Annotated in this window: 17 protein-coding genes and 3 pseudogenes; 15 read left to right on the plus strand and 5 right to left on the minus strand. The window is 40.8% G+C overall.

Annotation, left to right across the window (positions count from 1 at the left end):
• The first annotated feature begins 223 nt into the window (after positions 1-223).
• The 4 genes from ACGEDC_RS16655 (at position 224) to ACGEDC_RS16670 (ending at position 4,883) form a co-directional block, all read left to right on the plus strand.
• Entirely contained in the window at positions 224-2,713 is a 2,490-nt protein-coding gene (locus ACGEDC_RS16655) for a VolA/Pla-1 family phospholipase (RefSeq protein WP_192022505.1), read from the plus strand.
• 120 nt (positions 2,714-2,833) lie between these two features.
• Complete coding sequence (sohB, locus tag ACGEDC_RS16660; protein ID WP_080915446.1) at positions 2,834-3,847, plus strand: protease SohB; 1,014 nt, start codon at positions 2,834-2,836, stop codon at positions 3,845-3,847.
• A gap of 11 nt (positions 3,848-3,858) precedes the next feature.
• On the plus strand, positions 3,859-4,620 hold the full coding sequence (locus ACGEDC_RS16665; protein ID WP_394494573.1) for an AraC family transcriptional regulator ligand-binding domain-containing protein: 762 nt from the start codon (positions 3,859-3,861) through the stop codon (positions 4,618-4,620).
• A 23-nt stretch (positions 4,621-4,643) separates the two neighbouring features.
• Complete coding sequence (locus tag ACGEDC_RS16670) at positions 4,644-4,883, plus strand: helix-turn-helix transcriptional regulator (protein WP_394494575.1); 240 nt, start codon at positions 4,644-4,646, stop codon at positions 4,881-4,883.
• 7 nt (positions 4,884-4,890) lie between these two features.
• Here ACGEDC_RS16670 and ACGEDC_RS16675 read toward each other — a convergent pair whose 3' ends face one another.
• The 4 genes from ACGEDC_RS16675 to ACGEDC_RS16690 all read right to left on the minus strand — a co-directional run bounded on the left by ACGEDC_RS16675 (position 4,891) and on the right by ACGEDC_RS16690 (position 11,004).
• Positions 4,891-6,060 (minus strand): SO2930 family diheme c-type cytochrome, encoded by a 1,170-nt coding sequence (locus ACGEDC_RS16675; RefSeq protein WP_394494577.1) that lies wholly within the window; start codon positions 6,058-6,060, stop codon positions 4,891-4,893.
• A gap of 195 nt (positions 6,061-6,255) precedes the next feature.
• The gene (locus ACGEDC_RS16680; RefSeq protein ID WP_394494579.1) at positions 6,256-8,904 is read right to left on the minus strand and encodes a parallel beta-helix domain-containing protein; all 2,649 of its coding nucleotides are present in this window, start codon (positions 8,902-8,904) and stop codon (positions 6,256-6,258) included.
• A gap of 283 nt (positions 8,905-9,187) precedes the next feature.
• A complete protein-coding gene (locus tag ACGEDC_RS16685) occupies positions 9,188-10,255 on the minus strand; it encodes a DUF3083 family protein (protein WP_394494581.1) in 1,068 nt (355 codons plus the stop codon).
• A 185-nt stretch (positions 10,256-10,440) separates the two neighbouring features.
• Positions 10,441-11,004 carry an arylesterase gene (locus ACGEDC_RS16690; RefSeq protein WP_240433772.1) on the minus strand — a complete coding sequence of 188 codons (564 nt, stop codon included), beginning with the start codon at positions 11,002-11,004 and terminating at the stop codon, positions 10,441-10,443.
• Positions 11,005-11,071: 67 nt separating this feature from the next.
• Here ACGEDC_RS16690 and ACGEDC_RS16695 point away from each other — a divergent pair.
• The 3 genes and pseudogenes from ACGEDC_RS16695 (at position 11,072) to ACGEDC_RS16705 (ending at position 15,311) form a co-directional block, all read left to right on the plus strand.
• Positions 11,072-11,829 (plus strand): annotated as a pseudogene (locus tag ACGEDC_RS16695) (ABC transporter ATP-binding protein).
• Positions 11,829-14,311: pseudogene (locus tag ACGEDC_RS16700) on the plus strand (ABC transporter permease). The pseudogenes ACGEDC_RS16695 and ACGEDC_RS16700 overlap by 1 nt, the downstream one beginning before the upstream one ends.
• 121 nt (positions 14,312-14,432) lie before the next feature.
• Positions 14,433-15,311 carry a LysR family transcriptional regulator gene (locus ACGEDC_RS16705; protein ID WP_211028180.1) on the plus strand — a complete coding sequence of 293 codons (879 nt, stop codon included), beginning with the start codon at positions 14,433-14,435 and terminating at the stop codon, positions 15,309-15,311.
• A 21-nt stretch (positions 15,312-15,332) separates the two neighbouring features.
• On the opposite strand, the gene ACGEDC_RS16710 is transcribed toward ACGEDC_RS16705, so the two are convergent.
• On the minus strand, positions 15,333-16,238 hold the full coding sequence (locus tag ACGEDC_RS16710; RefSeq protein WP_394494584.1) for a TIGR01777 family oxidoreductase: 906 nt from the start codon (positions 16,236-16,238) through the stop codon (positions 15,333-15,335).
• 422 nt (positions 16,239-16,660) lie between these two features.
• Here ACGEDC_RS16710 and ACGEDC_RS16715 point away from each other — a divergent pair, with 422 nt between their 5' ends.
• The 8 genes and pseudogenes from ACGEDC_RS16715 (at position 16,661) to ACGEDC_RS16750 (ending at position 23,292) form a co-directional block, all read left to right on the plus strand.
• Positions 16,661-17,764, plus strand: a complete 1,104-nt coding sequence (locus tag ACGEDC_RS16715) for an AI-2E family transporter (RefSeq protein ID WP_080915452.1) — start codon at positions 16,661-16,663, stop codon at positions 17,762-17,764.
• Positions 17,765-17,861: 97 nt separating this feature from the next.
• Positions 17,862-18,389, plus strand: a complete 528-nt coding sequence (locus tag ACGEDC_RS16720) for a class I SAM-dependent methyltransferase (RefSeq protein ID WP_394498377.1) — start codon at positions 17,862-17,864, stop codon at positions 18,387-18,389.
• A pseudogene (locus tag ACGEDC_RS16725) lies at positions 18,380-18,788 on the plus strand (class I SAM-dependent methyltransferase). The gene ACGEDC_RS16720 and the pseudogene ACGEDC_RS16725 overlap by 10 nt, the downstream one beginning before the upstream one ends.
• Positions 18,789-19,244: 456 nt before the next feature.
• Positions 19,245-19,403 (plus strand): periplasmic nitrate reductase, NapE protein, encoded by a 159-nt coding sequence (locus ACGEDC_RS16730; protein ID WP_055023843.1) that lies wholly within the window; start codon positions 19,245-19,247, stop codon positions 19,401-19,403.
• Between the two features lie 40 nt (positions 19,404-19,443).
• The gene (locus ACGEDC_RS16735) at positions 19,444-19,704 is read left to right on the plus strand and encodes a chaperone NapD (protein ID WP_055023842.1); all 261 of its coding nucleotides are present in this window, start codon (positions 19,444-19,446) and stop codon (positions 19,702-19,704) included.
• A 2-nt stretch (positions 19,705-19,706) separates the two neighbouring features.
• Positions 19,707-22,196 carry a nitrate reductase catalytic subunit NapA gene (gene napA, locus ACGEDC_RS16740; protein WP_055023932.1) on the plus strand — a complete coding sequence of 830 codons (2,490 nt, stop codon included), beginning with the start codon at positions 19,707-19,709 and terminating at the stop codon, positions 22,194-22,196.
• An 11-nt stretch (positions 22,197-22,207) separates the two neighbouring features.
• Positions 22,208-22,684 (plus strand): nitrate reductase cytochrome c-type subunit, encoded by a 477-nt coding sequence (locus ACGEDC_RS16745; protein WP_055023841.1) that lies wholly within the window; start codon positions 22,208-22,210, stop codon positions 22,682-22,684.
• Positions 22,685-22,692: 8 nt separating this feature from the next.
• Complete coding sequence (locus ACGEDC_RS16750; protein ID WP_055023840.1) at positions 22,693-23,292, plus strand: cytochrome c3 family protein; 600 nt, start codon at positions 22,693-22,695, stop codon at positions 23,290-23,292.
• The last annotated feature ends 134 nt before the right edge of the window (positions 23,293-23,426 follow it).

Here is a 23,426-nt window from a genome sequence, read left to right on the forward strand (position 1 = left end):
ATCTAGATTCGAACAAAAGATAAACGTTCGTTTTAAACAAATGACTGATAAATGTTAACGTGTAGCACTTTCGCATGTAACAAATATGTAGCTAACTCAATAATTTTACGTTAACTTGAGATGAGTTAAGGACAAAAATATGTCCTTATGGTCATGTGTTTACGCTATTGTGACCAATTTTTGGGGAAATTAAAATTATTACAACAAGATTTGGGGAAAAAAGATGAAAAGACTCATATTGGGTGTTGCTATTGCATCTGCTCTTGGGCTCAGCGGCTGTAGTGAAGATAGTACAAATGAAGCAAAAGATTCTGTCGAGCCACTCATTCCATTCTCTCAAATGGTATTTGATCCTGCAGCAGGTGAAGTGCCATTACCAAATGACCTTTTATTTAACGGTACAACAGATGGTACGTTAGCGATTCCTGGTGAAGACGGTATTGACTATGTTGACCCAACTCTTGCCTTAGGTGCATTAGATGGTTGGTCTACAACATCTCCAATTTCAATCACAGTTGATCTTGCGACTGATAATTCAGGTGAGATGTTAACAATCGATGCTGCTTCTGTTTTCCAAGCTGGCGCTGTGCGTCTATTTGAAGCAACTGTTGGTGGCGCATTATCAACTGATCCAGAGTGTTCAGATGCGTTAACACTTTCAGCATGTAAGATTGGCGCAGAACTTCAGTTTGGCGTTGACTTCATCGCGCAAGCTTCAGGTAACACAATTGCCATTGTGCCGCTTAAAGCCTTAAAACCTAATCAATCATATATTTATGCAACGACGGATCTTATTCAAGATTCTGCAGGTCGTTCTATTGAACCATCAAGTACTTATACATTACTGAAACTCGATATTGACACTAAGCCGTTAGAAACTGATGAGCAACTTTTACTTCAAGGTTTAGTGAATAGCTACGAGAAAGGGTTAGCTGCTGAACACGGTGTAGATGCTGAAACTGTTTCTTATTCAGGTTTATTCACTACGCAGTCTGTTGCAGATGTTTACGAGACAACTAAATTGTTAATGGCTTCAAGCGATCCATACAAGCCTGCATTTGTTCAGCCTCCAATGCCAATGGATAACGGATTCGGTGGTGTGGTTACTGTGGCGCAAGCGGCTGGTTTAACGGTTGAAGATGGCCTTGCTTATGTCGTTTCTGATATAGCAGAAATTTATACTGCAGTAGTTCGTATGCCTATTTACGGTGATTGTTCTTCTGCAAGTTGTACAATTCCGATTGTTGATGGTGCACCTACAGCGCCAAATGGTCGTTGGCATGCTTATGGTGATAGTCCTGTTTCAGTATTATTAGCACTTGATTCTGGCTCAATGAGTGTTGCTAACTTTAGTTCTCAAGCTGTCGCTCAAGGCGTTGACCCAGCTGCTGCGCTGCAAAATCCTGCGCTTATGGCAGGTAAAATTTGGAAGTTAGACGACGGTACTGATGCCGATCCAACTAAACATTTAACCAAGTTTAACCCTATCCCAGCGATAATGGGCTATGAAGACGTTACAGTTCAGATCACCTTACCAAATGCGGCTAAATTGGCGGCATTTAGTGCACAAGCTGGATTACCTTTTGCTGCACCGACGAATGGTTGGCCAACGGTTATGGCTTTACATGGTCTTGGTGGAACTAAGCAAATGGCATTAGCGTACGCTGGTACTTATGCTGCAGCTGGTGTTGCGACGATTGCGATTGATATGCCACTTCATGGCGATCGCTCATACGATGCAACAGGTAATGGCGTTTATGACATCTCGGCAACGAGCGAGTTGTTTGGTCCTCAGTATGCCAACGGTAACCCATTAGTTTTTGTCAATGTGGCGAGTACGCTTACTGTGCGTGATAACTTCCGTCAAGCAACCCTTGATCATTTAAGTTTACGTCTACTGTTAACTGGTATGTATACAGAAATTGCTCAAGCGGGTGGTCAGCAAGTATTTGATATCAGTAAAATCAGTGCTCAAGGCTTAAGCTTAGGTGGCATTGTAGGTACGACGTTATCAACGTACGCTTCAACTGGTTTAGTTGACCCTACAACGGGTACTGAATTACCTAATGCTTATGGTATTAATGCGGCATCATTAGTGGCACCAGCAGGTGGTCTAGCAGGTTCATTTGCGGGGTCAGCTACTTTTGGACCAGTATTATTTGATACTGTGACAGGTACTGAAGCATTCATGGAGTTAGTTGAAGAAGCTAATGAAGCGGGCTATGAGCCTGGTACACCTGAGTATGAAGCACTAGTTCAAGCCGTTTACTCTGCCTTCATTCCAACATTCGCTTTCGCAGTACAAACGGCGGTTGACTCAGCAGACCCATTAAACCATGCAGCAGCACTTGCTGATACACAATTACCTGTGCACCTTATTGAAGTCGCAGGAGATGGTGCGGGTAACTTACCTGATCAAGTATTACCTAATATGGTTGAAGGTTTCCCATTATCAGGTACTGAGCCGTTAATCTCTGGTTTAGGTCTAGGTTGTGTCAGTTCAACTAATGCAGGTTCTGGTGTTGTTCGTTTCGCTAAAGGTCATCACAGCTCGCTAGTGAGCCCTGATGAAATTGATGGCGTTACTGATGGCATGGCTGCACTAGCAACAGTTGAAATGCAATCTCAAGTTGCTGCTTTTGCCAAGACTGCAGGCTTAGGGGCTGCGACGATTCTTGTTGATAATCCTGATGTGCTTGTACCTTGTAGCTAATTAATGATATTTCATCGTTAATTGATTAAAAACCCAGCACTAGCTGGGTTTTTTATTGTCTACATGGTTTAAGTTCCTGCTAAGATAGCGCTAATAACGTTTTTCTTTATGGAGTGTATTTTGGAGTTTTTATCTGAGTACGGCATGTTTCTCGCTAAAGCCGTCACTATCGTTGTCGCCATCCTTGCAGTTGTCATTGTTGTTTTAGCTAGCAGCATGAAACAAAAAGCAGACAAAGGTGAGCTAAAGTTAACGAATATGACCGATGAGCTTAAACAGCTAGAAAAAGAGTTAAAGGAAGAACTGCTCTCTAAAAAACAATACAAGGCTTACGAAAAGCAACTAAAAGCTGACGAAAAAGCGGCTGAAAAAGATGAAACAACGCCGTCAAAGGTGTTTGTTATCGACTTTAAAGGCAGCATTGATGCTGGGGAAGTTGCTTCTTTACGTGAGGAAATCACTGCGATTTTAACCATAGCAGAAAAAGATGATCAAGTATTAGTAAATGTCGAAAGTGGCGGTGGCATGGTCCATGGCTATGGGTTGGCATCAAGTCAGCTAGATAGATTAAAACAAGCCAATATTCCACTGACAATTTGTATTGATAAAGTGGCTGCCAGTGGTGGTTACATGATGGCATGTGTCGCAGATAAAGTTTATGCCGCTCCTTTTGCTATCGTTGGTTCTATTGGCGTTGTTGCGCAATTACCAAACTTTAGTCGTTTACTTAAAAAACATGATATCGACTATGAGCAGCATACAGCAGGTGACTTCAAACGCACATTAACTGTGTTTGGTGAGAATACAGATGAGGGTCGCGAGAAGTTTCAAGAAGAGCTTGAAGAAACCCATGTTTTATTCAAAGAGTTTGTGAGCAAATATCGCCCCGAAATGGATATTGCTAAGGTCGCAACTGGTGAGCATTGGTATGGTCAGCAAGCTATTGAGTTAGGGTTAATTGATGCTATTTCTACCAGTGATGACGTTATTTTGAGTTTAGTTAAAGAGCATCAAGTTATTAAAATTAAATATCAAATGAAGAAAAAGCTTGCTGATAAAATCGCACATGGAGCGTCATTATCGGTTGATGGTGTTATTAATCGTTTGATGGAACGCGAAAGCACAATTAAATAACAAGGGTATAAATGCAACAAGAGTCAGGATATAAAGCCAATATGAAGGTGGGTGACCAATGTTATCCCGCTTTTGAATTGAGAAATTTACTGAACTTTATTGAAACTCACCTCGGTGAGAGTGTTGCTAATGAAATATACCAGCAACTGGGCTTAGGGCCATTGGAACTCAGCGCTATGCAGTTTGTTTATGTATGGCAAGTTGAGTTTGCGATGGAGCAATTACGCACTTTAAGCCCAGATCATGAAATCGGCGCTAGACTAGGGGCAAGTTACCAAGTTTCAACGCTCGATGTATTACTTCCTTTCTTTGACCAGTTCACTACCTTGGGTGAATGCTTAACGTTTGTCATTAAAAATCCCGATCTTGCTGGCAGTTTCTCCGATACACTTATACGAGTAGAAGACTCAACACTTTGGGTACGCTGGCTTAACACGGGTAAAGTCTCTGCAGATAAATTTTCTTTTCAGTTTCAACATAGCGTATGTGCGTTATTGGGTGCTGCAAGGCAACTCGTTAAAGGGTCAGTAAATATTGACGAAATTCATTTTGCCTCTTCGCCGCATGCCACAGTTTTTTTAAGCCAAATTACTGGGGCGCAAATGACGTTTGATTGTGATTTTTTTGAATGGGGGATCAACCTTGATGTGTTGAACACGCCGCTTGATTATCAATTTGATCAACTTTCTCAAATAGCGGTACCTGATGGTATTTCTTTCATTGACGAGGTGTTAACTCATATACGAGTTTGTATGCCGACTCCCCCAAATTAGAACCCTTTGCATCAACCATGCATATGAGTGATCGAAGCCTAAGGCGAAAGCTATCCGCTGCTGGCACGACTTATCAAAAATTAGTCGATCAAGTGAGATGCCAAGCAGCAATTAACCTTATTTTAGCTGATGAACTGTCTATTGAAGATATTGCTGAAACCCTTGGTTATGGCGATGTTAGTCATTTTAGGCAGAGTTTTAAGCATTGGTTAGGTTATCCTCCTGGACATTTTTTAAGGCTTAACCAGTTACACATGGAGTAATCCCGTTTTACTCACAAAGCCCAATGGTCGGCGACATACTGTCTATCCAACGTTTAATTAACTCCGTTCCCTCGGTATGAATGATTTCTCGTCCTATTGGTGGCATCCTATCTTTTGGCGCATTTAAGCGCTGGCGATAATGAACAATTGAGCGCTCTCCATTTCCGGGAACAATATCGTAAGCCAAACCATTTGGCCCACCATCCCAGCCTGGAGGTTGCTTACATACACCGTATTCGAATGAGGTATGGTCGACGTTATAATTCAGTCTTAAACCAGAAATACTGGCAAAGCCGCCCTCGTGATGACAATGAGCACAATTGATATCTAAATAACCTTTGGCACGATTTGTTAAAGAGGCGGAACTATCATGCAAAGGGTATGACTTATCGACTGTGTCGAGTGCCGGCATTCTGCTGAGTAACTCTTTTTCAACCCATAAGATTAATTGATTTTGTATACCCGTTTGTGTTGCTATTTCTCGGTTGAGTAAGTGAGCTTTAAGACCGATAGGACGAATAATACTGGTGTCCAAATGTGTTGTTTGATGACAAATTTTACACTCAACTTTACTGGGGATAGCGTAGTCAAAGCTAATGGACTCGCCTTGATTATTGAGGGTATGTGCCACTTTAGCGCCTGCAATTATTAATTCGGCTTTATCATCTGCCTGCCATTGGTAAGCAAGGGCAGTCCAGCCTGTTTCTCGATGGATTAATAGTCTTGTTTCGATTAACTTTTCGTTATCTTCGCCTGTTGCTTGTGTATCAAAAGGCAAAGCGAATGTTTTAACTAACACGCTGCCTATTGGCAAATCAAAAACCTGCTCTTGCATGTAAGTTAATTGCTGGTTGTCAGGTAAGAATAGGAAACGGTATTTACTGGCATAATTGGAGAATAATTCCGTTGATAATTGATATGCTATTCCAGGTTCTGTCGGTGATTGAGTGGGGGTACTGGGGTCGGTAAACAAGCCGTAATCACTTAATAGAGGGCAGTCTTTAGCCATTAACGCCGCCCAATTGACCTCAGTACTGGTTTGCAAACACACATCATCAGAATCATCTGGTTGAGCGGGAGTCGTTGGTGTTGTATCTGGGAGTGATGGGGTTGTTGAGCTGGTATCTGTGTCACTTGAGTTTGAGCCGCCACAAGCAATTAATGTAAAAGCGGTCATTATGATTAACAGCTTTATGAATAATTTTTTCTGAATGAATAAAGGACAATGCGGCATCGAGAGTATCCTAGTGTTAGCGGTGGCTTGAATTGGATGTTGCTGGTTCAATGTTGCTGGTTTAATGCAGTGGGTTAATAAATGGCGGATGAAAAGAAGAGGATGAAACTCGCTCATCCTCTATAGATTACTGCTAGTCTAAGAACAAGACGCAGCAGGTAGTCGCTTGATCCATTCGCTAATAAGAGCCACACCTTCATCATGGGACAAGCTACGACCAATTTCTGGCATTCTATCACCTGGGTCATTGGTCTCCATACGGAAGTGCAAGATACTCTCTTCAGGCTTACCTGGCACAACATCATAGCCTAAACTGCCACCGCCATAGGCAACAGGAGACTTACACGTGCCGTGCGAGAAACCTGCGTCATCGTCATAACTTCTCCAATACTCTAATTTTAGACCTGTATTAGATGCATTACCTTCGGGGCGATGACAATGCGCACAGTTAATGTCTAAGTAACCTTTAGCTGCTGCCATGAGTTCAGTATCTGACATTGATGCAATATTTAAGTCATCGCCATCTTGATATTCTGGAACTTTATCTACATCGGCTAAGTTAGGTACCCCTTGTAATATTCCTGCTGCTTGCCATTTAGATAGCTGGTTCATGACGCCATCACTGTAGGCATAATCACGATTTAAGTGACGAGCTTTTGGACCAATAGGCATGAATACCGCATTACTGTTGGCATCAGGTTTGAATTGGTGGCACTGCTTACATTGATTCATGCTCGGTACAACATAATCAAAGTTTAACATTTCTCCATTATGCGTGACTTGCTTACCTTGGATAGCACCAGCTTTTGCCAACATGGCATCAGATTTATCGGCTTTCCATACATAAGGTAGGGCGCTCCAACCTGTTTCGCGATGGATAAGCAATCGGGTTTCAATCACATCTTCATTCGCAAAGCCGCGGTTATTAGTATTTTGCGGTAAGGCAAACGTTTTACTGATGACAGTCCCTACAGGGAAGTCAAAAGACTCATTCTCTGTGTAATCGGCTTTGGTGCCATCAGGTAAATATACAAAGCGATATTTAGTAGCATGGTCAGTAAATAAAGGCGTGTTAAGATCGTACGGTAAACCGTTCGAGTTTGGCGACGCTGTTGGGTTGGTCATATCTGCAAATAAGTTGTAGTCCGATAACTTAGGGCAGTTAGCTTTTAGTAAAGCATCCCAGCTGACGTTATCACCAGATGCTGCACATAGGCTCAGATCTCCATCACCTTCAAGGCCACCTTCACCTTCGCCAATAGAGCCGCCTCCACCGATTAAGTTTCCGCCATCACAGCCTTCTGTATCATCATCCACACCACAACCAAATATTTCATCGCCGAAAGTCACAGTGTGAACCGGTAGACTGACTTGGGCACAATTCATTAAGTCAGTTTGTGTTTTTTCATATAAGACGTCAGCGATGTTCATGTCTGTATTACTATTGGCAAATAACCGTCCTAAACTGACATCACCATTATTTTGGGCACAGACATTATCGCTTCCATCAGGGTTGAATGGCGTTTCTTGTAGCCCTAGGTATGCAGCTGTGCCATTATTTGACAACATTTCACCCAAACCATCATATAAAATACCCGGTAATGCGCCATGGGTTAGTACATAAGCTTTGATAATGTCTTCAATTAAATAACCTTTTGGTTTTTGGCCATAATCTGTGATGACATTGTCATGGATTGAAATATTTCGAGGAGTAGGGCGCCAACCATCATCAATGGCTTGGCCCGGTTGACCGTAATTTCCGACAAAGGTACTGATATCGGGCTCGGCAATGAAAAAGCTTGAAATGGTGAGACCAACAGTGTCGTGGTTAGTGATTTCGTTATTGAAAATTTCGACATCATCGGTGGACAACACAATCACCCCTGTGCCGGGTGGTACGATATGAACACCAGCTGGATTAGAGGATGCATTAGCAAAGTTTAAGGTATTGTTATCGTATACTTTGTTGTTAAAAATACGAACACTTGACCCATAGCGGTGGTTATTAATTGGTAGGTCAAATACTAAAATACCGCCTGTGTTGCCCATAGCTTCATTGTCATAAACATCAGCATATTTTGAGTTTTCAATTTCAATACCAGCAACGTTTTCTTTTGCTATGTTTCGACGGACAACGATGTACTGTGATTGCCCGACATAAATACCGGCATCGGCACTACCTCGTACATACGTGTCTTCGATTAAAATGTTTTCACACTCAACAGGGTAAAGGCCATAAGCACCATTTCCCTCATCTAACTCACCTTCCCATACTGTTGCAAGGCGACGTAAAATAATGCCGTTGGTATTTTTGAGTTTAATACCGTTATTTTTTGCTTCATTTACTGATAAGTCTTGAATAATGATGTTGACGGCATTTTGAACGAATATGCCATCACCCGAATTGGCTTCTGAAAAATCTAAAACGGTTTCGTCTTGCCCATAGCCCATGATGGTAATGTTTTTAGCAAAACTGCCATCGCCGTCGACATCACCATCAAACAATAATGTTGATTCTATTTTAAAATTACCTTTTGGAAGGACAATGACATCGTTACTCTGGGCATTAATTAAGGCTTCTTGAATACTGATGGTGAGATTATCACCTGCTTCAACCATTATTGCCCCTTCTGGGAAAGTGGGGCCTGTTTCTGCTGGAGGCTGAACTACGGGCGGGGTTTCGGTAACGGTTGGTTCATCATCATCTGAACCGCAACCACTTAGGTTTAGGGTAACGGCTGTTGCTACAAGGGTAGGTACCAGCCAAGGCATTTTCTTGTTGAACATAGCATCTCCTGCTTTTTATTATGTCTTCCTACTCCTATCTGTTCCGCCGATGGAGTGGATACGATTAGATTCGTATGACTCCAACATGCCTTGTTTGTTATTTGTTAATCAATGTGAAATCTGGCCACATTTTTATAACATATGTTTTTTGGTTCTATGAATGACTTGTTGTGAAAATGGTTTATTCAACAAAAACGACAGCCAATGCTGTCGTTTTAAATAATTTACTAATTAGCTTACTTTTAAGTTAGATAGCAGCAATCAGCAATTAAGGTTGCCGATATTACGCTTTATAACTTAAATGCTGATGGAAGCGAACAATCACATCAATGTGTTCTTTATCCATATCAAATTGATTGGTGAACTGACGAATCGCATCTTGAACTTGATTCATAAAGCGGCCATAGCCTTCATCTTTTTGGTCTTCTTTAGCTGCGACAATAACAAAGCGGATAGCTTCAGCAAGCTTAGTATCATCCCAATGGCAAATAGGGTCTGGTGCTGCATTACTTGGGTCAAAGCCAACCATTTGGAATTCTGCAGTGCTGTTTAGCTGCTCGTATTTACTGTTTCTGACGAGAGGCACTTTACCATTAGCGACCATGGCAACACGGTTTAATTTATTATCGCTGGTTGCTTTGATGAAGTGGTCAGCAACACGTTGATATTTTTCACCAAAACTAGTCGCATTTTCTGCTGCTAATTGCTTTTTGATTCGACGTCCCATCGGTAAGCTGACCGTGACGTAGTTAAGCGCGCTAACCGACTCAGGTAGGTTACACTCACGGCGTTTATAGCGACTATCTACAGCACGTAGTTTGTAAGCATAGGATTCTTTTAAGCCTTTTGCTTTGGCAAAAAAGTCATAAGAGATGTGCTGGTGGTCTCGTATTTTTGTTGGTACATCTTGAACTGGTAATAGTGGCTGGATCTCAGCTAAAAACTGCTGAACTTTAGCGTGAAACTCAGCTGAATGACTACGTAATTCGGTACCTGTTGCAAGAAAAACCACTTTTAGCTTTTTAGCTCGGTAACCAGGCAAAGTATGAAGACGATTTGCTTCATGATGTGCAGGGTTGTAGAAAAAGCGTAATTGCTCTTCTGTTGTTAAGCAATAAGCCTCACTGTGAAAACGCACCATAGGGAGTTTATCGCTTGCAACCACATGAACATTAAACAGTTCATATTTATCAGCGACTTGAAAAACTAATTTACTAAACTCTTGATAGCAATTAGTTAAATCACTATATGACGCTAATAATTCATCAGTTAGGGTAAAGCCAACAGTAATATATTGATTTTTACGGGTGGCGGTCGGTAAATACACTTTCTTTTGACGACTGACGGACATAATGTTTCCTTTTAGCCATAGGGTGTTACCAATTTAGATGACAAGCAAAGTAAGTGCTTTGCATCATTGGTATTTATAACGTTTTAAACAAATCCATTTAATATCCAGTTTAATCATTAAAGCTTAAAATAAAATTACTTTTTTAGACTTTTTAAGTGATTTTGAATGAAATATTTTAACCTTTGTTACTTTTTCAGTGCATTAATGATCCAGGGTTGCATCCATTGCGTAATTCGAGGTTGAGCTTCAACATTTGGATGAATGCCATCACGTTGCATTAAGTCAGGGTTTGGTGCTATTTCTAACATGAAAAAAGGCACTAATTCGATATCGAATTCATCAGCTAATTGATGATAGACATCATTGAACATGCTGGTATATCTTGGACCGTAATTAGGTGGCACCATAATCTCTGTTAATAAAACCTTTGCCCCGTTATCTTGAGACAACTCAATGATTTTTGTAAGATTTGATTTCAGCTTATTTGGAGGGAATCCTCGAAGGCCATCATTGCCTCCAAGCTCTACGACAACAAGGTCAAATGCGCTAGAGTCCAGTAAGCTTGGGAGTCTACGCAAACCGCCAGCGGTGGTTTCTCCGCTAACTGAGCCGTTAATAATGTCATGTTCAGGGTATTGATTACGTAACAATTGTACCCAACCTTGCTCTTCCGACATGCCATAACCTGCGCTTAGACTATCACCTAAGATTAAAATCGTGGCAGCATAGCTAGAAGTTGAAATAAACATTGTTGAAACAACAACCATTAACGCCGCAGAACGCAGGCGTTTAGCCGATAAAAATAAGAAGGATCGTATGTCGACTACTTTTGCAAATAATTCCAGTGCCATTAACGTTACTAACCTCAAAAAAACAGTGGTGACCCAAGAGGGAGAGCTTACTATCCTCAATGGCATTAATATGGATGTCAAGCAAGGTGACAGTATTGCGATTCTCGGCCCATCAGGTTCAGGAAATCAACCTTATTAGGTTTGCTTGCAGCGCTTGATACACCTACATCTGGAGAAATACTCCTTGATGGACAGGCGTTATCGGGATTAAACGAAGAACAAAAAGCGGCACTTAGAAAACAAAAAGTCAGCTTTATTTTCCAGTCTTTCATGTTAGTCGACACACTCACAGCGTTAGAAAATGTCATGCTACCAGCAGAACTTGCTGGCGTGGCTCAAGCTCGCGAAAAAGCCGAGCAGATGCTCGAGCGTGTCGGGCTTTCTCATCGTTTAACACATTTACCAAAACAATTATCTGGCGGTGAGCAACAACGTGTAGCGATCGCTCGTGCGTTTATTTGTGAGCCCAAAGTATTATTTGCAGATGAGCCGACAGGAAACCTGGATAGTGCTAATGGCGACAAAATCGCAGACATGTTATTTGCCTTAAACCAAGAAAGTGATACCACGCTGGTATTAGTGACTCATGATTTGGAGCTAGCCAAGCGTTGTAAGCGACAATTAGTGATGGAAAGTGGTCATTTATCAGAACCAAATGCTGAGTCAGATATCTCTGAGAGCCATGTTAATCATGCTGTCGAGATTTCTGAGGAGGTTAGCTAATGGAATTACAATTAGCTTGGCGCTTATTTAAACGAGAATTGATGCAAGGGCAACTAGTACTCATTGTATTGGCGATAACCTTAGCCGTGTTATCGGTGAGCGGTTTAGCAAGAGTCAGTGAGCGTTTACAAGTCGCTATTAATGGTGAAGCGGCTAATTTTATTGCTGCAGATCGTATTATTGATTCTCCGGTGCCTCTGTCTGAGCAAGTGCTCACCATGGCTGAATCTCTGAATATTCAGCATGTGACAAACATGAAATTCAACTCGATGGTGTATTCGGGTGATAATTTTCAACTGGTGACAATTAAAGCGGTGGGTGACGGGTATCCATTGCGTGGCGAGATAGAGTTATCATCAGGCGTTACCCAAGGACTGCCAAAGACTGGTGAAGCATGGTATGAAAATAGATTAGGTGGCTTATTGGGCTATCCGAACACACTGGAGCTGGGTAATACTGAACTTAATTTATCTGCCGAAATCAGCCGATTACCCGATGCTGGCTTTAATCCCTTTGCCTCTTCACCAGTGCTGTTAATGCGTTTAGATGATGTTGAAGCTACAGGTATTATTCAACCTGGTAGCCGTGTTAGTTATGTATACCAATTTGCTGGTGAGGCCGCGGCGTTAACCCAATTTGAAACCCAAGCTAAACCACTACTAAATAACAGTCAGCGCTGGACTGATGTTCAATCTGGGGATTCACCTATTGCATCAGCCGTTAAACGTGCTGAGCGATTTTTATTATTAGCGAGTTTATTAGGTATTGCGCTTGCCTGTGCAGCTATTGGTATTGCTGCACAGCGTTATTGCCAACGTCATTATGACGTTGTTGCGATGCTAAAAACGTTTGGCGCATCTGCAAAGCAAATTCGAATGCTGTTTGGTGCCCATCTATTGCTAGTGACTGTAGTGGGGATCGTATTAGGGTTAATTGGCGGCGTAATGTTAGATTTAGCCATCAATCAATTCTTGCCTGCTGAAATTGCTGCATACTCTCCCCCTATTCAAGACCCTTGTTACTTGGCGTGAGTACCGGATTGATCAGCGCATTCATGTTCTCTGCCTACCCATTAATGCGACTATTAGCCATTCCACCTTTGCGGGTGCTTCAGCGTCAATTAGAAGGGTTACAGTTTGGCATGTGGCTCCACTTGCTATTGAGCCTTGGTGCGATGGCCTTACTGGGATACTTATATTCAAAAAGCATTGCGTTAACTATGACCGTAGTGCTGGCGGTATTACTTTTAGGTGTGTTACTCAGTGTGCTTGGATTTGTGATGATCCGTTTAGGCCATAGTGTTGGTATGAAAACCACCAACCCATTTCAGTTAGCACTTGCAGGTCTTAGACGTCGTGCAAGACAAAATGCGGTTCAATTAGTCGGTTTTAGTAGTGCGCTTGTTTTGTTACTAACAATTTTGGCTCTCAGACAAGATTTGTTAAATGAATGGCAAAAGCAGTTGCCTGAAAATGCACCTAATTACTTTTTGGTCAATATTGCTCCTGAAGACACTAAACCATTGGATGATTTTTTAACAACGCACAATATTAATGCAACTGATATTTATCCTGTGATCCGTGGCCGTTTAACCCATATCAACGATGAGGAACTGATTTCTCGTCAAGAAGAGAAAGACGGAGTTGAAGGACGTGTTGGGATTTCACGTGAACTGAACCTGACGTATCGTGAAACACTTCCGCCTAATAATGAAATCATTGAAGGAACGTTTAACCAAGCTGATGATGAGGTGTCAGTTGAGGCCGAAGTTGCTGAACGCTTAGGTTTATCCCTTGGTGACACTATGACTTATACGATTGATAATCAAGAGTTTAGTGTTAAGGTTGCCAGTTTTAGGCAAGTGCAATGGGAAACCTTACAGCCAAATTTCTTTATGATTTTCAGGCCTAAAGCATTAGAGCCGTTTTCTTATACTTCTATGGCAAGTTTCCATCTTAATGATGAAGATTTGCAAGCGAATGGCAGTGATTTAACGGCGAATGGGGTTGTGCTGCAATTAATCCAGCAATTCCCTACGATATCAGTGATTGATGTCGGGGCTATGGTGGGGCAGTTACGTCAAATCATTGAGCAAGTGTCGCTATCCTTATCTTTAGTGCTTGCGTTAGTATTATTGGCAAGTGCCTTGGTATTAATTGCGCAAACTGAAGCGGGAATGGCCACTAGACAGCGTGAATTGGCGGTGTTAAGAACATTTGGTGCATCTGGATGGTTACTGCGCTCTGCAACCGGTTTGGAGTTTGCCTTATTGGGCGCAATAGCGGGTATATTGGCGGTGATTGTTGCTGAATTCACCCTTTATATGCTTAAAACACAAGTCTTTGAATTAGTTGTATACATGCACTGGCCTTGGTGGGCAATTGCACCTTTATCCGGTGCAGCTGTGGTTGCCACTTTAGGTATGTGGCGTTGTAGGCAGCTATTGAATCGCTCGTGCAGTGATTTACTAAAAGCGGGCTGATGTCCCTTATATAGTATGCACGTTAATTTTAAGGAGAGCTGATGCTCTCCTTTTTTAATGATTATGGTATCTTAATAGCTTAAGGCAATAGACAATGCCGGTAATGTTTAATGGAATCATCATGATAAATCAAAAATGGTTAACAACGTTTTTAAAGTTAGCCGAAACAGGTCACTTTACACAAACTGCTGACAAATTGTTTATGACTCAACCTGGTGTTAGTCAGCATATTCAGAAGTTAGAAAATCAACTTAATACGCAGTTGATCCAGCGTTTTGGTAAACGTTTCGAACTCACCGATGCCGGAATGCAATTGCAGAAATATGGTGAACAGCTATTAAAGCAACAAGAGCAATTATTAAGTGATATACAGCTTGATTCAGCATTTATCGGGGAGTGCAGGTTTGCTTGTTCAGGCTCACTAGCCATGTGGCTTTATCCAGACTTTATTGATTACCAGTTATTACATCCTCAACTACATGTTTCCATTGAAGCTGCGCCGAATAAACGCATTGTTGAACAAGTGCTAAACAACGACATAGAAATTGGCATCGTTACTCAATTTGTGTCAAATCCAGAGCTTGAAGTCACGCCAGTTGGGTTTGAGAAGTTGCTTATGGTGTTACCTAAGTCTGTTGATGCCGATGACTTATCTTTTGAGACGTTATTAACATTAGGCTTGGTTTCACATCCAGATGCCAAGCATTACTTACAGCAAGTGATGAGCTGTAATTTTGATGATTATTCAGCAGATGATATACCGTTAACCAGTTACGTTAATCAGTTAAATCAAATATTGATGCCTATAACAAAAGGGCTAGGATTTACTGTATTACCTGAATTTGCAGTAAACAGTGTTTATGAGCAAGGTAATATTACCGTGGCTAATTTGCCAAAAGTCGTAAAAGAGCCTTTATTTATGATCCGCAAAAAACACCGGCCACAACCCAAAAGGTATGACTGGTTTATTAATAGAATTAAAACCTTGGTAAAAAGTTAAAGCGTAACTGTTTTACAAGGATTATGTTTTAAGGATGGAATCTAAAGCAGGGTTAATATCAGGGTACTGATAATGAAAACCACTTTCTAATGTCCTTTTGGGTATCACAAATTGGCCTTCAACAATTAAGTCTGCCATTTCACCCATGGCCAATCTTAAAGCCAAAACCGGTGTTGGGATTATTGCTGGTCTGCCTAAACTCTGTCCGATAGAGTGTGCAAATTGTTTATGGCTTATAGGGTTTGGTGCAGTGGCATTAAACACCCCTTTGGCTGATTTCGTCGACATTAAATGCCATATCAGTGCGGTTAAGTCATCGATATGGATCCAGCTTACACCATGTACTCCTTTACCAATTGGCCCCCCCAGCCCAAGTTTAAATGGCGGTAGCATTTTGGCTAAAGCCCCTCCGTTTTTGCCCAAGACGATACCTATTCTAAGGACACAAACTCGAGTTGATTCAGATTGAGCTTGTAAGGCTAAATGTTCCCATTCATTGCACACTTGGTGGCTAAACTCGTCGTGAGCTTTGCTATGCTCATCAACAGCCGTTGAACCTTGCCTGCCATAATAGCCAATCGCTGATGCACTAATGAAACATTCTGGTGGCGTATCACTTTGTTTAATGAGATGACTTAGTTTAGCGGTAATATTCCAGCGACTATTACAAATTTTTTGTTTTTGCTGGTGGCTCCAACGCTTACCGACAATGGGCTCACCTGCAAGATTAATAACACAATCAAATTCATTTAGATGTTGAAGGCTGTCTAGGTTATTGAGGTATTGGTGGTTGTTGCCTAATATGTTTTTAGCATTCTGACTGTTTCGGGTAATAATGGTGAGCTGATGGGATTCAGAACTTTGGCTCAATAGTTTCACTAATTGTTGCCCAACAAACCCTGTTGCTCCAGTCATTAATATGTTCATATACTCACCATTACTTGTCGTGTAGATTTACATTGATAGTTAACTAATCTGATATTCAGGCTATAGTTAATTTAGCGCAAAAAAAGCAGACCTCATAGATATTTACGACTTTATCAAGCTCCTAGATCAAACATATTTTCATTGAATATTTAGCTTTGGTACAGCTTGAGTTTGATAATCTATTTTAATCCATTGGATTAATTAGCTTTCATTTATTCATATCCTGATAAAGCATAATGAGTATAATGCTAAGTAATTATAATTAAGCCAGTTTACTGGTTAAACCTTATTCAATTAAGCTGTGTCATTGATTTTGAACGAGATGGAACTAAGCATTATTTTCATGTTTAGTCGTTTTTGTAGTGCAGCAAACTGATGATCCAACTTCACCATCAATACTGACAATAGAAAGGATTTACATTATGAGTGGCGGTAACTCTTCATCAATGGCATTGCGCGGCTTTGCTGTTATGGCTTGCCTCGTGGTCATTTTAGCAGGTATAAAAACAGCTAGTCCTATTGTGGTTCCTTTTGTACTGTCGGCATTTTTAGCGGTAATTTGTAATCCAGCTATCAACTTTATGACGCAATATAAAGTGCCTAAATGGCTTTCGGTCATTTTATTAATGATATTTATTGTATTAATGGGGTTGTGGTTAGCCAGCTTAGTCGGCAGTTCGATAAATGAATTCTCAAATCAAATGCCAATGTACCGTCAACAACTTATTGAGCAGTTTTCATGGGTACTTGAAAAACTTAATGCGTTAAATATCAATATTTCAAAAGATAAAGTGCTGGAGTATTTTGATCCAGGTATGGCATTAAGCATGACAACGAATATGCTGTCAGGGCTTGGTAATGTTATGGCTAACTTATTCTTAATTATTTTGACCGTTATCTTTATGTTGTTTGAAGCTCAGTCATTACCGAAGAAGTTTCATTTAGCGGTTGATGATCCTGATATGCGCTTAAAACAGATTGATAAGTTTCTGCATTCAGTTAATCAGTATATGGTTATCAAAACCTTAGTCAGTATTGGCACCGGTATTATTGTTGGTATTGGTTTAAGCATTATCGGCGTTGATTACGCGTTATTGTGGGCAGTGCTGGCTTTTCTATTAAATTACATTCCAAATATCGGCTCAATCATTGCTGCTATTCCTGCCGTGTTACTCGCCTTTATCCAAATCGGTCCAGGTGCTGCTGGGATGACAGCTTTATTATATTTGGGCACGAATACCGTTATGGGTAATGTGGTTGAACCTCGCTTTATGGGGCGTGGTTTAGGCTTATCAACTTTAGTGGTTTTCTTGTCATTGATTTTCTGGGGGTGGCTATTGGGCTCAGTCGGTATGTTGCTGTCCGTTCCACTGACCATGATTGTAAAAATCGCACTTGAATCGAGTGAAAGTGGCAAATGGTTTGCTATTTTATTATCCGATGTTGATTCAGACGAAGATAATCAGCCGCAAATTGATATTGACTCATCAGATAAGCTTACATCCGAGCCAATTGATAAAGCATAAAGGCTTACTTTTGAGGTAGAGACCGAACTTTAAAGGCAATGCGTATGCTAATTATACGTGTTGCATCTAAATACAGTAAAAGAAATTAATAGTGATAATGAAGATAAATTCAGTAGAAGACTTTCCGCTTACTCAAGCGTTAGCACAAGCGCAACTTAGCGATGAGTTATGCCGTATTTTTCACGGCAGAGGTGGCCGTTTTGAAGGTCTAGAGCACTTATGCTTAGATTGGTTTAATCCTGTTTTATTGTTAACTAGCTTTAAAGAGTTAAATGAAACTAACCGTAATGAGCTTATTGAATGCATTACTCTGGTATGGCAGAAATACCAGAGTGATCTTGCATTTAATTTAGTATTTCAATATCGCAACGCTGGCCAAACGATAACGGAAGTTGTAGCAGGTAAAGTGCCAGAAAAACATGTTGTCACTGAAAATGGTGCTCAATTTTTAGTGCATTTATTAAGAGGCCAAAATCACGGAATCTTCCTTGATATGGCTAACGGACGACGCTGGGTAAAGACACAAAGTAAAGATAAAAAAGTATTGAATTTATTTGCATATACTTGTGCTTTTTCTGTTGTGGCTTTACAGGGGGAGCGACTGACGTTGTTAATATGGACATGAGTAAAGGTGCTTTAAGCATTGGTAAACAGAATCATTTATTGAATGGTTTTGATTCGGGGCACGTTACTTAGGTCATGACATTTTTAGATCGTGGGGAAAACTGACTAAATTAGGCCCTTATGATTTAATTATTGCAGATCCGCCAAGTAATCAAAAAGGCAGTTTTGTAGCAACTAAAGATTATGTAAGGCTTTTACGCCGTTTACCTGAACTGCTAGTCAAAAACGGCGAAGTATTGCTTTGTTTGAATGCGCCAGAATTAGGATGCGATTTTTAATGGAGCAAGTATCTGAAACTGCGCCTTCATTACAATTTATCGAGCGTCTAGATAACCCGACTATTTTTGCTGATATTGATGAGCAAAAATCCCTTAAAGTTTTACGCTATAAATTAGTGTAAACGGACTTTGATTAATGACAATTGAATATTCATTCAGTTGTCATTGATTCTTTTGTATTCATTTATGCTGATTAAAGCACCTTCAAATCTTTTTTACGTGATGTAAATATCATTATCTGAATGCCTTTCACCTGTCATTTTAATTACATCGAAATGCCATTAACAAGTTGATAACTTTATGTGTAGCAGCTATATATACTAAAGTGCTAAACAATGTGTAAAACGTAAACTGGCATTTAACAACGCTAACATCATTTTTCCGTTTAATTATTTTGGTCAATATAAAGCTATGCAGGTCAATGTTTGGTGAATTTTATGATCTAGATCAACTTAAATTCGTTTTACCAATTTGTGAGTATATAGTTTAGTCATTGATTAAAGATAAAATTCTTCCGAATCATGATCAGTAACAACTAGGTTACATATCTTTCATTTGAAACCTCTGCTGGAGGCTCCATGAGTACAGATCCACAAAGCGAAAAAAGCTTAGAGTTGAAAATCTTTATTTTCCTAACGGTTTTTTTAGCGCCTATTTTATCGGCACTTTTAGTTAGTGCACTTGGCTTTACCATTTGGTTTAGTCAAATCCTTTCAGGCCCGCCAGGTGCCGGTTAGTCTTTAATTAATAACAAAAAATAATAGAGAATGAGTGCTAATGAGCAAAAAAGAAATCCATGTAACCAGTTTGATTGTGCAAGTTCAACCAGAGCAAATGGCTGAAGTTCGCCAAAAAATTATGGCGATGGAAAATGCTGAATTGTCAGTAAACAATGAGATGAAAATTGTCGTGGTAATTGAAGGACCGACTCAGCGTTCTTTAATGGATGATATCTCGACCATTAACGCAATCCCTGGTGTGTTAAGTGCCACTATGGTTTATCACCAAAGCGAAGAGCTAGAAGAGGGTGAAGAATGAGTATGAACAGACGTGAGTTTATGAAAGCCAATGCCGCGATTGCCGCTGCTGGCGTTGCTGGAATGGCTTTACCTGCGACAGCAAGTAATTTAATAACGAGTTCTGAGCAAACAAAGTTAGAGTGGAATAAAGCGCCATGTCGTTTTTGTGGTACGGGCTGTTCAGTCATTGTTGCTACTAGAGACGGTAAGGTGGTTGCTACTCATGGTGATGCTAAAAGTGAAGTTAACCGTGGTTTAAACTGTATTAAAGGTTATTTCCTTTCTAAGATTATGTATGGCCGTGACCGTCTACAAACACCAATGTTACGTATGACAAATGGTCAATATGATAAGAATGGCGAGTTCACTCCAGTAAGCTGGGATACCGCTTTTGATACCATGGCTGAAAAATGGAAAAAGACCATTAAAGCTAAAGGGCCAACCGCTGTAGGCATGTTCGGTTCCGGTCAGTGGACAGTTTGGGAAGGTTACGCAGCAGTTAAGCTTATGAAGGCTGGCTTTGGCTCAAACAATATTGACCCGAATGCGCGTCACTGTATGGCGTCAGCTGTAGGTGGTTTCATGCGTACCTTTGGTATTGATGAACCAATGGGGTGTTACGATGATATGGAAGCGGCTGATGCATTCGTATTATGGGGCTCAAACATGGCTGAGATGCATCCTATACTCTGGACTCGTGTGACAGATAGACGTCTAAGCGCTCCCCATGTGAAAGTTGCTGTTCTATCTACCTTTGAGCATAGATCATTTGATTTAGCTGATTTGCCTATTGTGTTTACTCCGCAAACCGATTTGGCCATTCTTAACTTTGTTGCTAATTACATTATTCAAAACGGCAAAGTGAACCAAGACTTTATCAATAAACACGTTAATTTCCGTAAAGGTGAAACGGATATTGGTTATGGTCTACGTGCATCTCATCCACTGCAAAAGAAAGCTAAAAACGTCGATACTGCAGGTGATTCAACTCCAATTGATTTTGCAGAGTTTGCTAAGTTTGTTGCAGATTATGATGTTGAAAGTGTCAGTAAGCTATCCGGTGTGCCAGAGCACAAGTTGATTGAGCTTGCCGAGTTGTATGCCGACCCTAAAAAGAAGGTTACATCATTCTGGACCATGGGCTTTAACCAACATACTCGTGGTGTGTGGTGTAATAACTTAATCTACAACATTCACTTACTGGTCGGAAAAATTTCAACCCCAGGTAACAGTCCTTTCTCGTTGACTGGTCAACCTTCTGCGTGTGGTACTGCACGTGAAGTGGGTACTTTCTCACATCGTTTACCTGCTGACATGGTGGTCACAAATCCTAAGCATCGTAAACTTGCTGAAGACATTTGGAATATTCCAAGCGGGATTATTCCGCCTAAACCTGGCTATCACGCAGTTGAGCAAAATCGTCGTCTTAAAGATGGTGATTTAAATTGCTACTGGGTGCAAGTGAACAACAACATGCAGGCTGCAGCCAACATGAATGAAGAAGGGCTACCAGGTTATCGTAATCCTGAAAACTTCATCGTTGTATCGGATGCTTATCCAACTGTGACAACCCAAGCTGCTGATTTGATATTGCCTTCAGCAATGTGGGTTGAAAAAGAAGGTGCTTACGGTAACGCTGAACGACGTACTCAGTTTTGGCATCAAATGGTACAAGCACCGGGTGAGTCGATGTCTGACTTATGGCAGTTAATGGAGTTCTCAAAACGCTTTACGACTGATGAAGTATGGTCAAAAGACGTGCTTGCTGCTAACCCTCAATATAAGGGTAAAACATTGTTCGAAGTCTTGTTCCAAAATGGCAATGTTGAGAAGTTCCCATTAAGCGATACCGATCCTAAATACATGAACAATGAAGCAAAACATTTTGGTTTCTATGTTCAAAAAGGCTTGTTTGAAGAATACGCTGAATTTGGTCGTGGTCATGGACATGATTTAGCTGACTTTGATCGTTATCACGAAGAGCATGGTTTACGTTGGCCTGTTGTTGACGGCAAAGAAACCAAATGGCGTTATCGTGAAGGTGCGGATCCCTATGTTAAGGCAGGTAAAGGGTTCGAGTTTTATGGTAAGCCTGATGGCAAAGCTATTATCTTTGCATTACCTTATGAGCCCGCACCAGAGATGCCTGATGAAGAGTTTGATATTTGGCTATCGACCGGTCGTGTTCTAGAGCATTGGCATTCAGGCTCTATGACTCAGCGTGTCCCTGAACTTTACAAAGCCTTCCCTGATGCAGTGTGTTTTATGCACCCTGATGATGCTAAGAAGCGTGGGTTACGTCGAGGTGATGAAGTTAAAGTGATTTCTCGCCGTGGTGAGATTAAGACTCGTGTTGAAACCAGAGGTCGTAATAAGCCACCAATGGGCTTAGTGTTTGTTCCTTGGTTTGATGCTAGCCAGCTCATTAATAAAGTAACGCTTGATGCGACAGATCCATTGTCAAAGCAAACAGACTTTAAGAAATGTGCGGTTAAGATTGTCAAAGCTTAAGGAGAATGACCATGAAAACACGTAACGTTTTATCAGTAATTGTCTTGTTGGGTCTTTCTTTTAGCTCATTAGCTGAAACTGCACCAATACCAGAAGATAAAGTTGCTACTTTGCGCCTTGCCCCAATTGATGTTGAGCCAACACCTCCTGCTATGCAGAAGGTGATTAACTCTGATGTTAAGCAAGTGCGTAATTACCCAATGCAACCTCCGATCATTCCACATCGTATTGACGGTTACCAGATTGATTTGAAGGTCAACAAATGTATGCAATGTCATGCTAGGAATAGCACAGGACATTCCCAAGCACCTATGGTGAGTGTGACGCATTACATGGATAGAGAAAATAACTTCTTGGCATCTTTATCGCCTCGTCGTTACTACTGTACCCAGTGTCATGTATCGCAATTAGATGCCAAGTTATTGGTAGAAAATGATTTCATTGATGTAAAACATTTAATGAAAAACGCTGCTAAGAACGAGCACTAGGAGCAAGTATGATTGCAAAACTACTAGAAAATCTTAAAGTGATTTGGAAGGTTATTCGCCGTCCAAGTGTTCACTATAGTCTTGGTTTTCTGACTCTTGGTGGCTTCGTTGCTGGTGTTATTTTCTGGGGTGGTTTTAATACGGCGTTATCGGTATCAAATACTGAAGCTTTCTGTATTAGCTGCCATGAAATGGAAAATAACGTCTATGAAGAGTTGAAAACAACCATTCATTTCACTAACCGTAGTGGTGTACGTGCGACGTGCCCTGACTGTCACGTCCCTCATAACTGGACGGATAAAATTGCCCGTAAAATGCAGGCTTCTAAGGAAGTTTGGGGTAAAGTTTTTGGTACGATAAACACTCGGGAAAAATTTGAAGCTAAGCGAAGAGAGCTAGCTGAGCATGAATGGGATCGTTTAAAAGCTAACGATTCACTAGAGTGTCGTAACTGTCATAACTTTGATTATATGGACTTTACTCGTCAGTCTAAGCGTGCGTCAGCAATGCATTCAACGTCATTAGCCAGTGGTGAAAAAACCTGTATTGATTGTCATAAAGGGATTGCTCACCAATTGCCTGACATGGCTGGAGTTGAAGGGTTTTAATGATTATTTGATTTGAATAAATCATTAAATTCACTAATAAAGGTCAGCATATGCTGGCCTTTTTATTTGGTTAACGTATATTAAATATATTAATGATTCAGTTGTAATTGCAGTCGTAGTTGTAGTTAATCACA

The sequence above is a fragment of the Shewanella sp. ENK2 genome (assembly GCF_043568515.1).
Classification (GTDB): domain Bacteria; phylum Pseudomonadota; class Gammaproteobacteria; order Enterobacterales; family Shewanellaceae; genus Shewanella; species Shewanella japonica.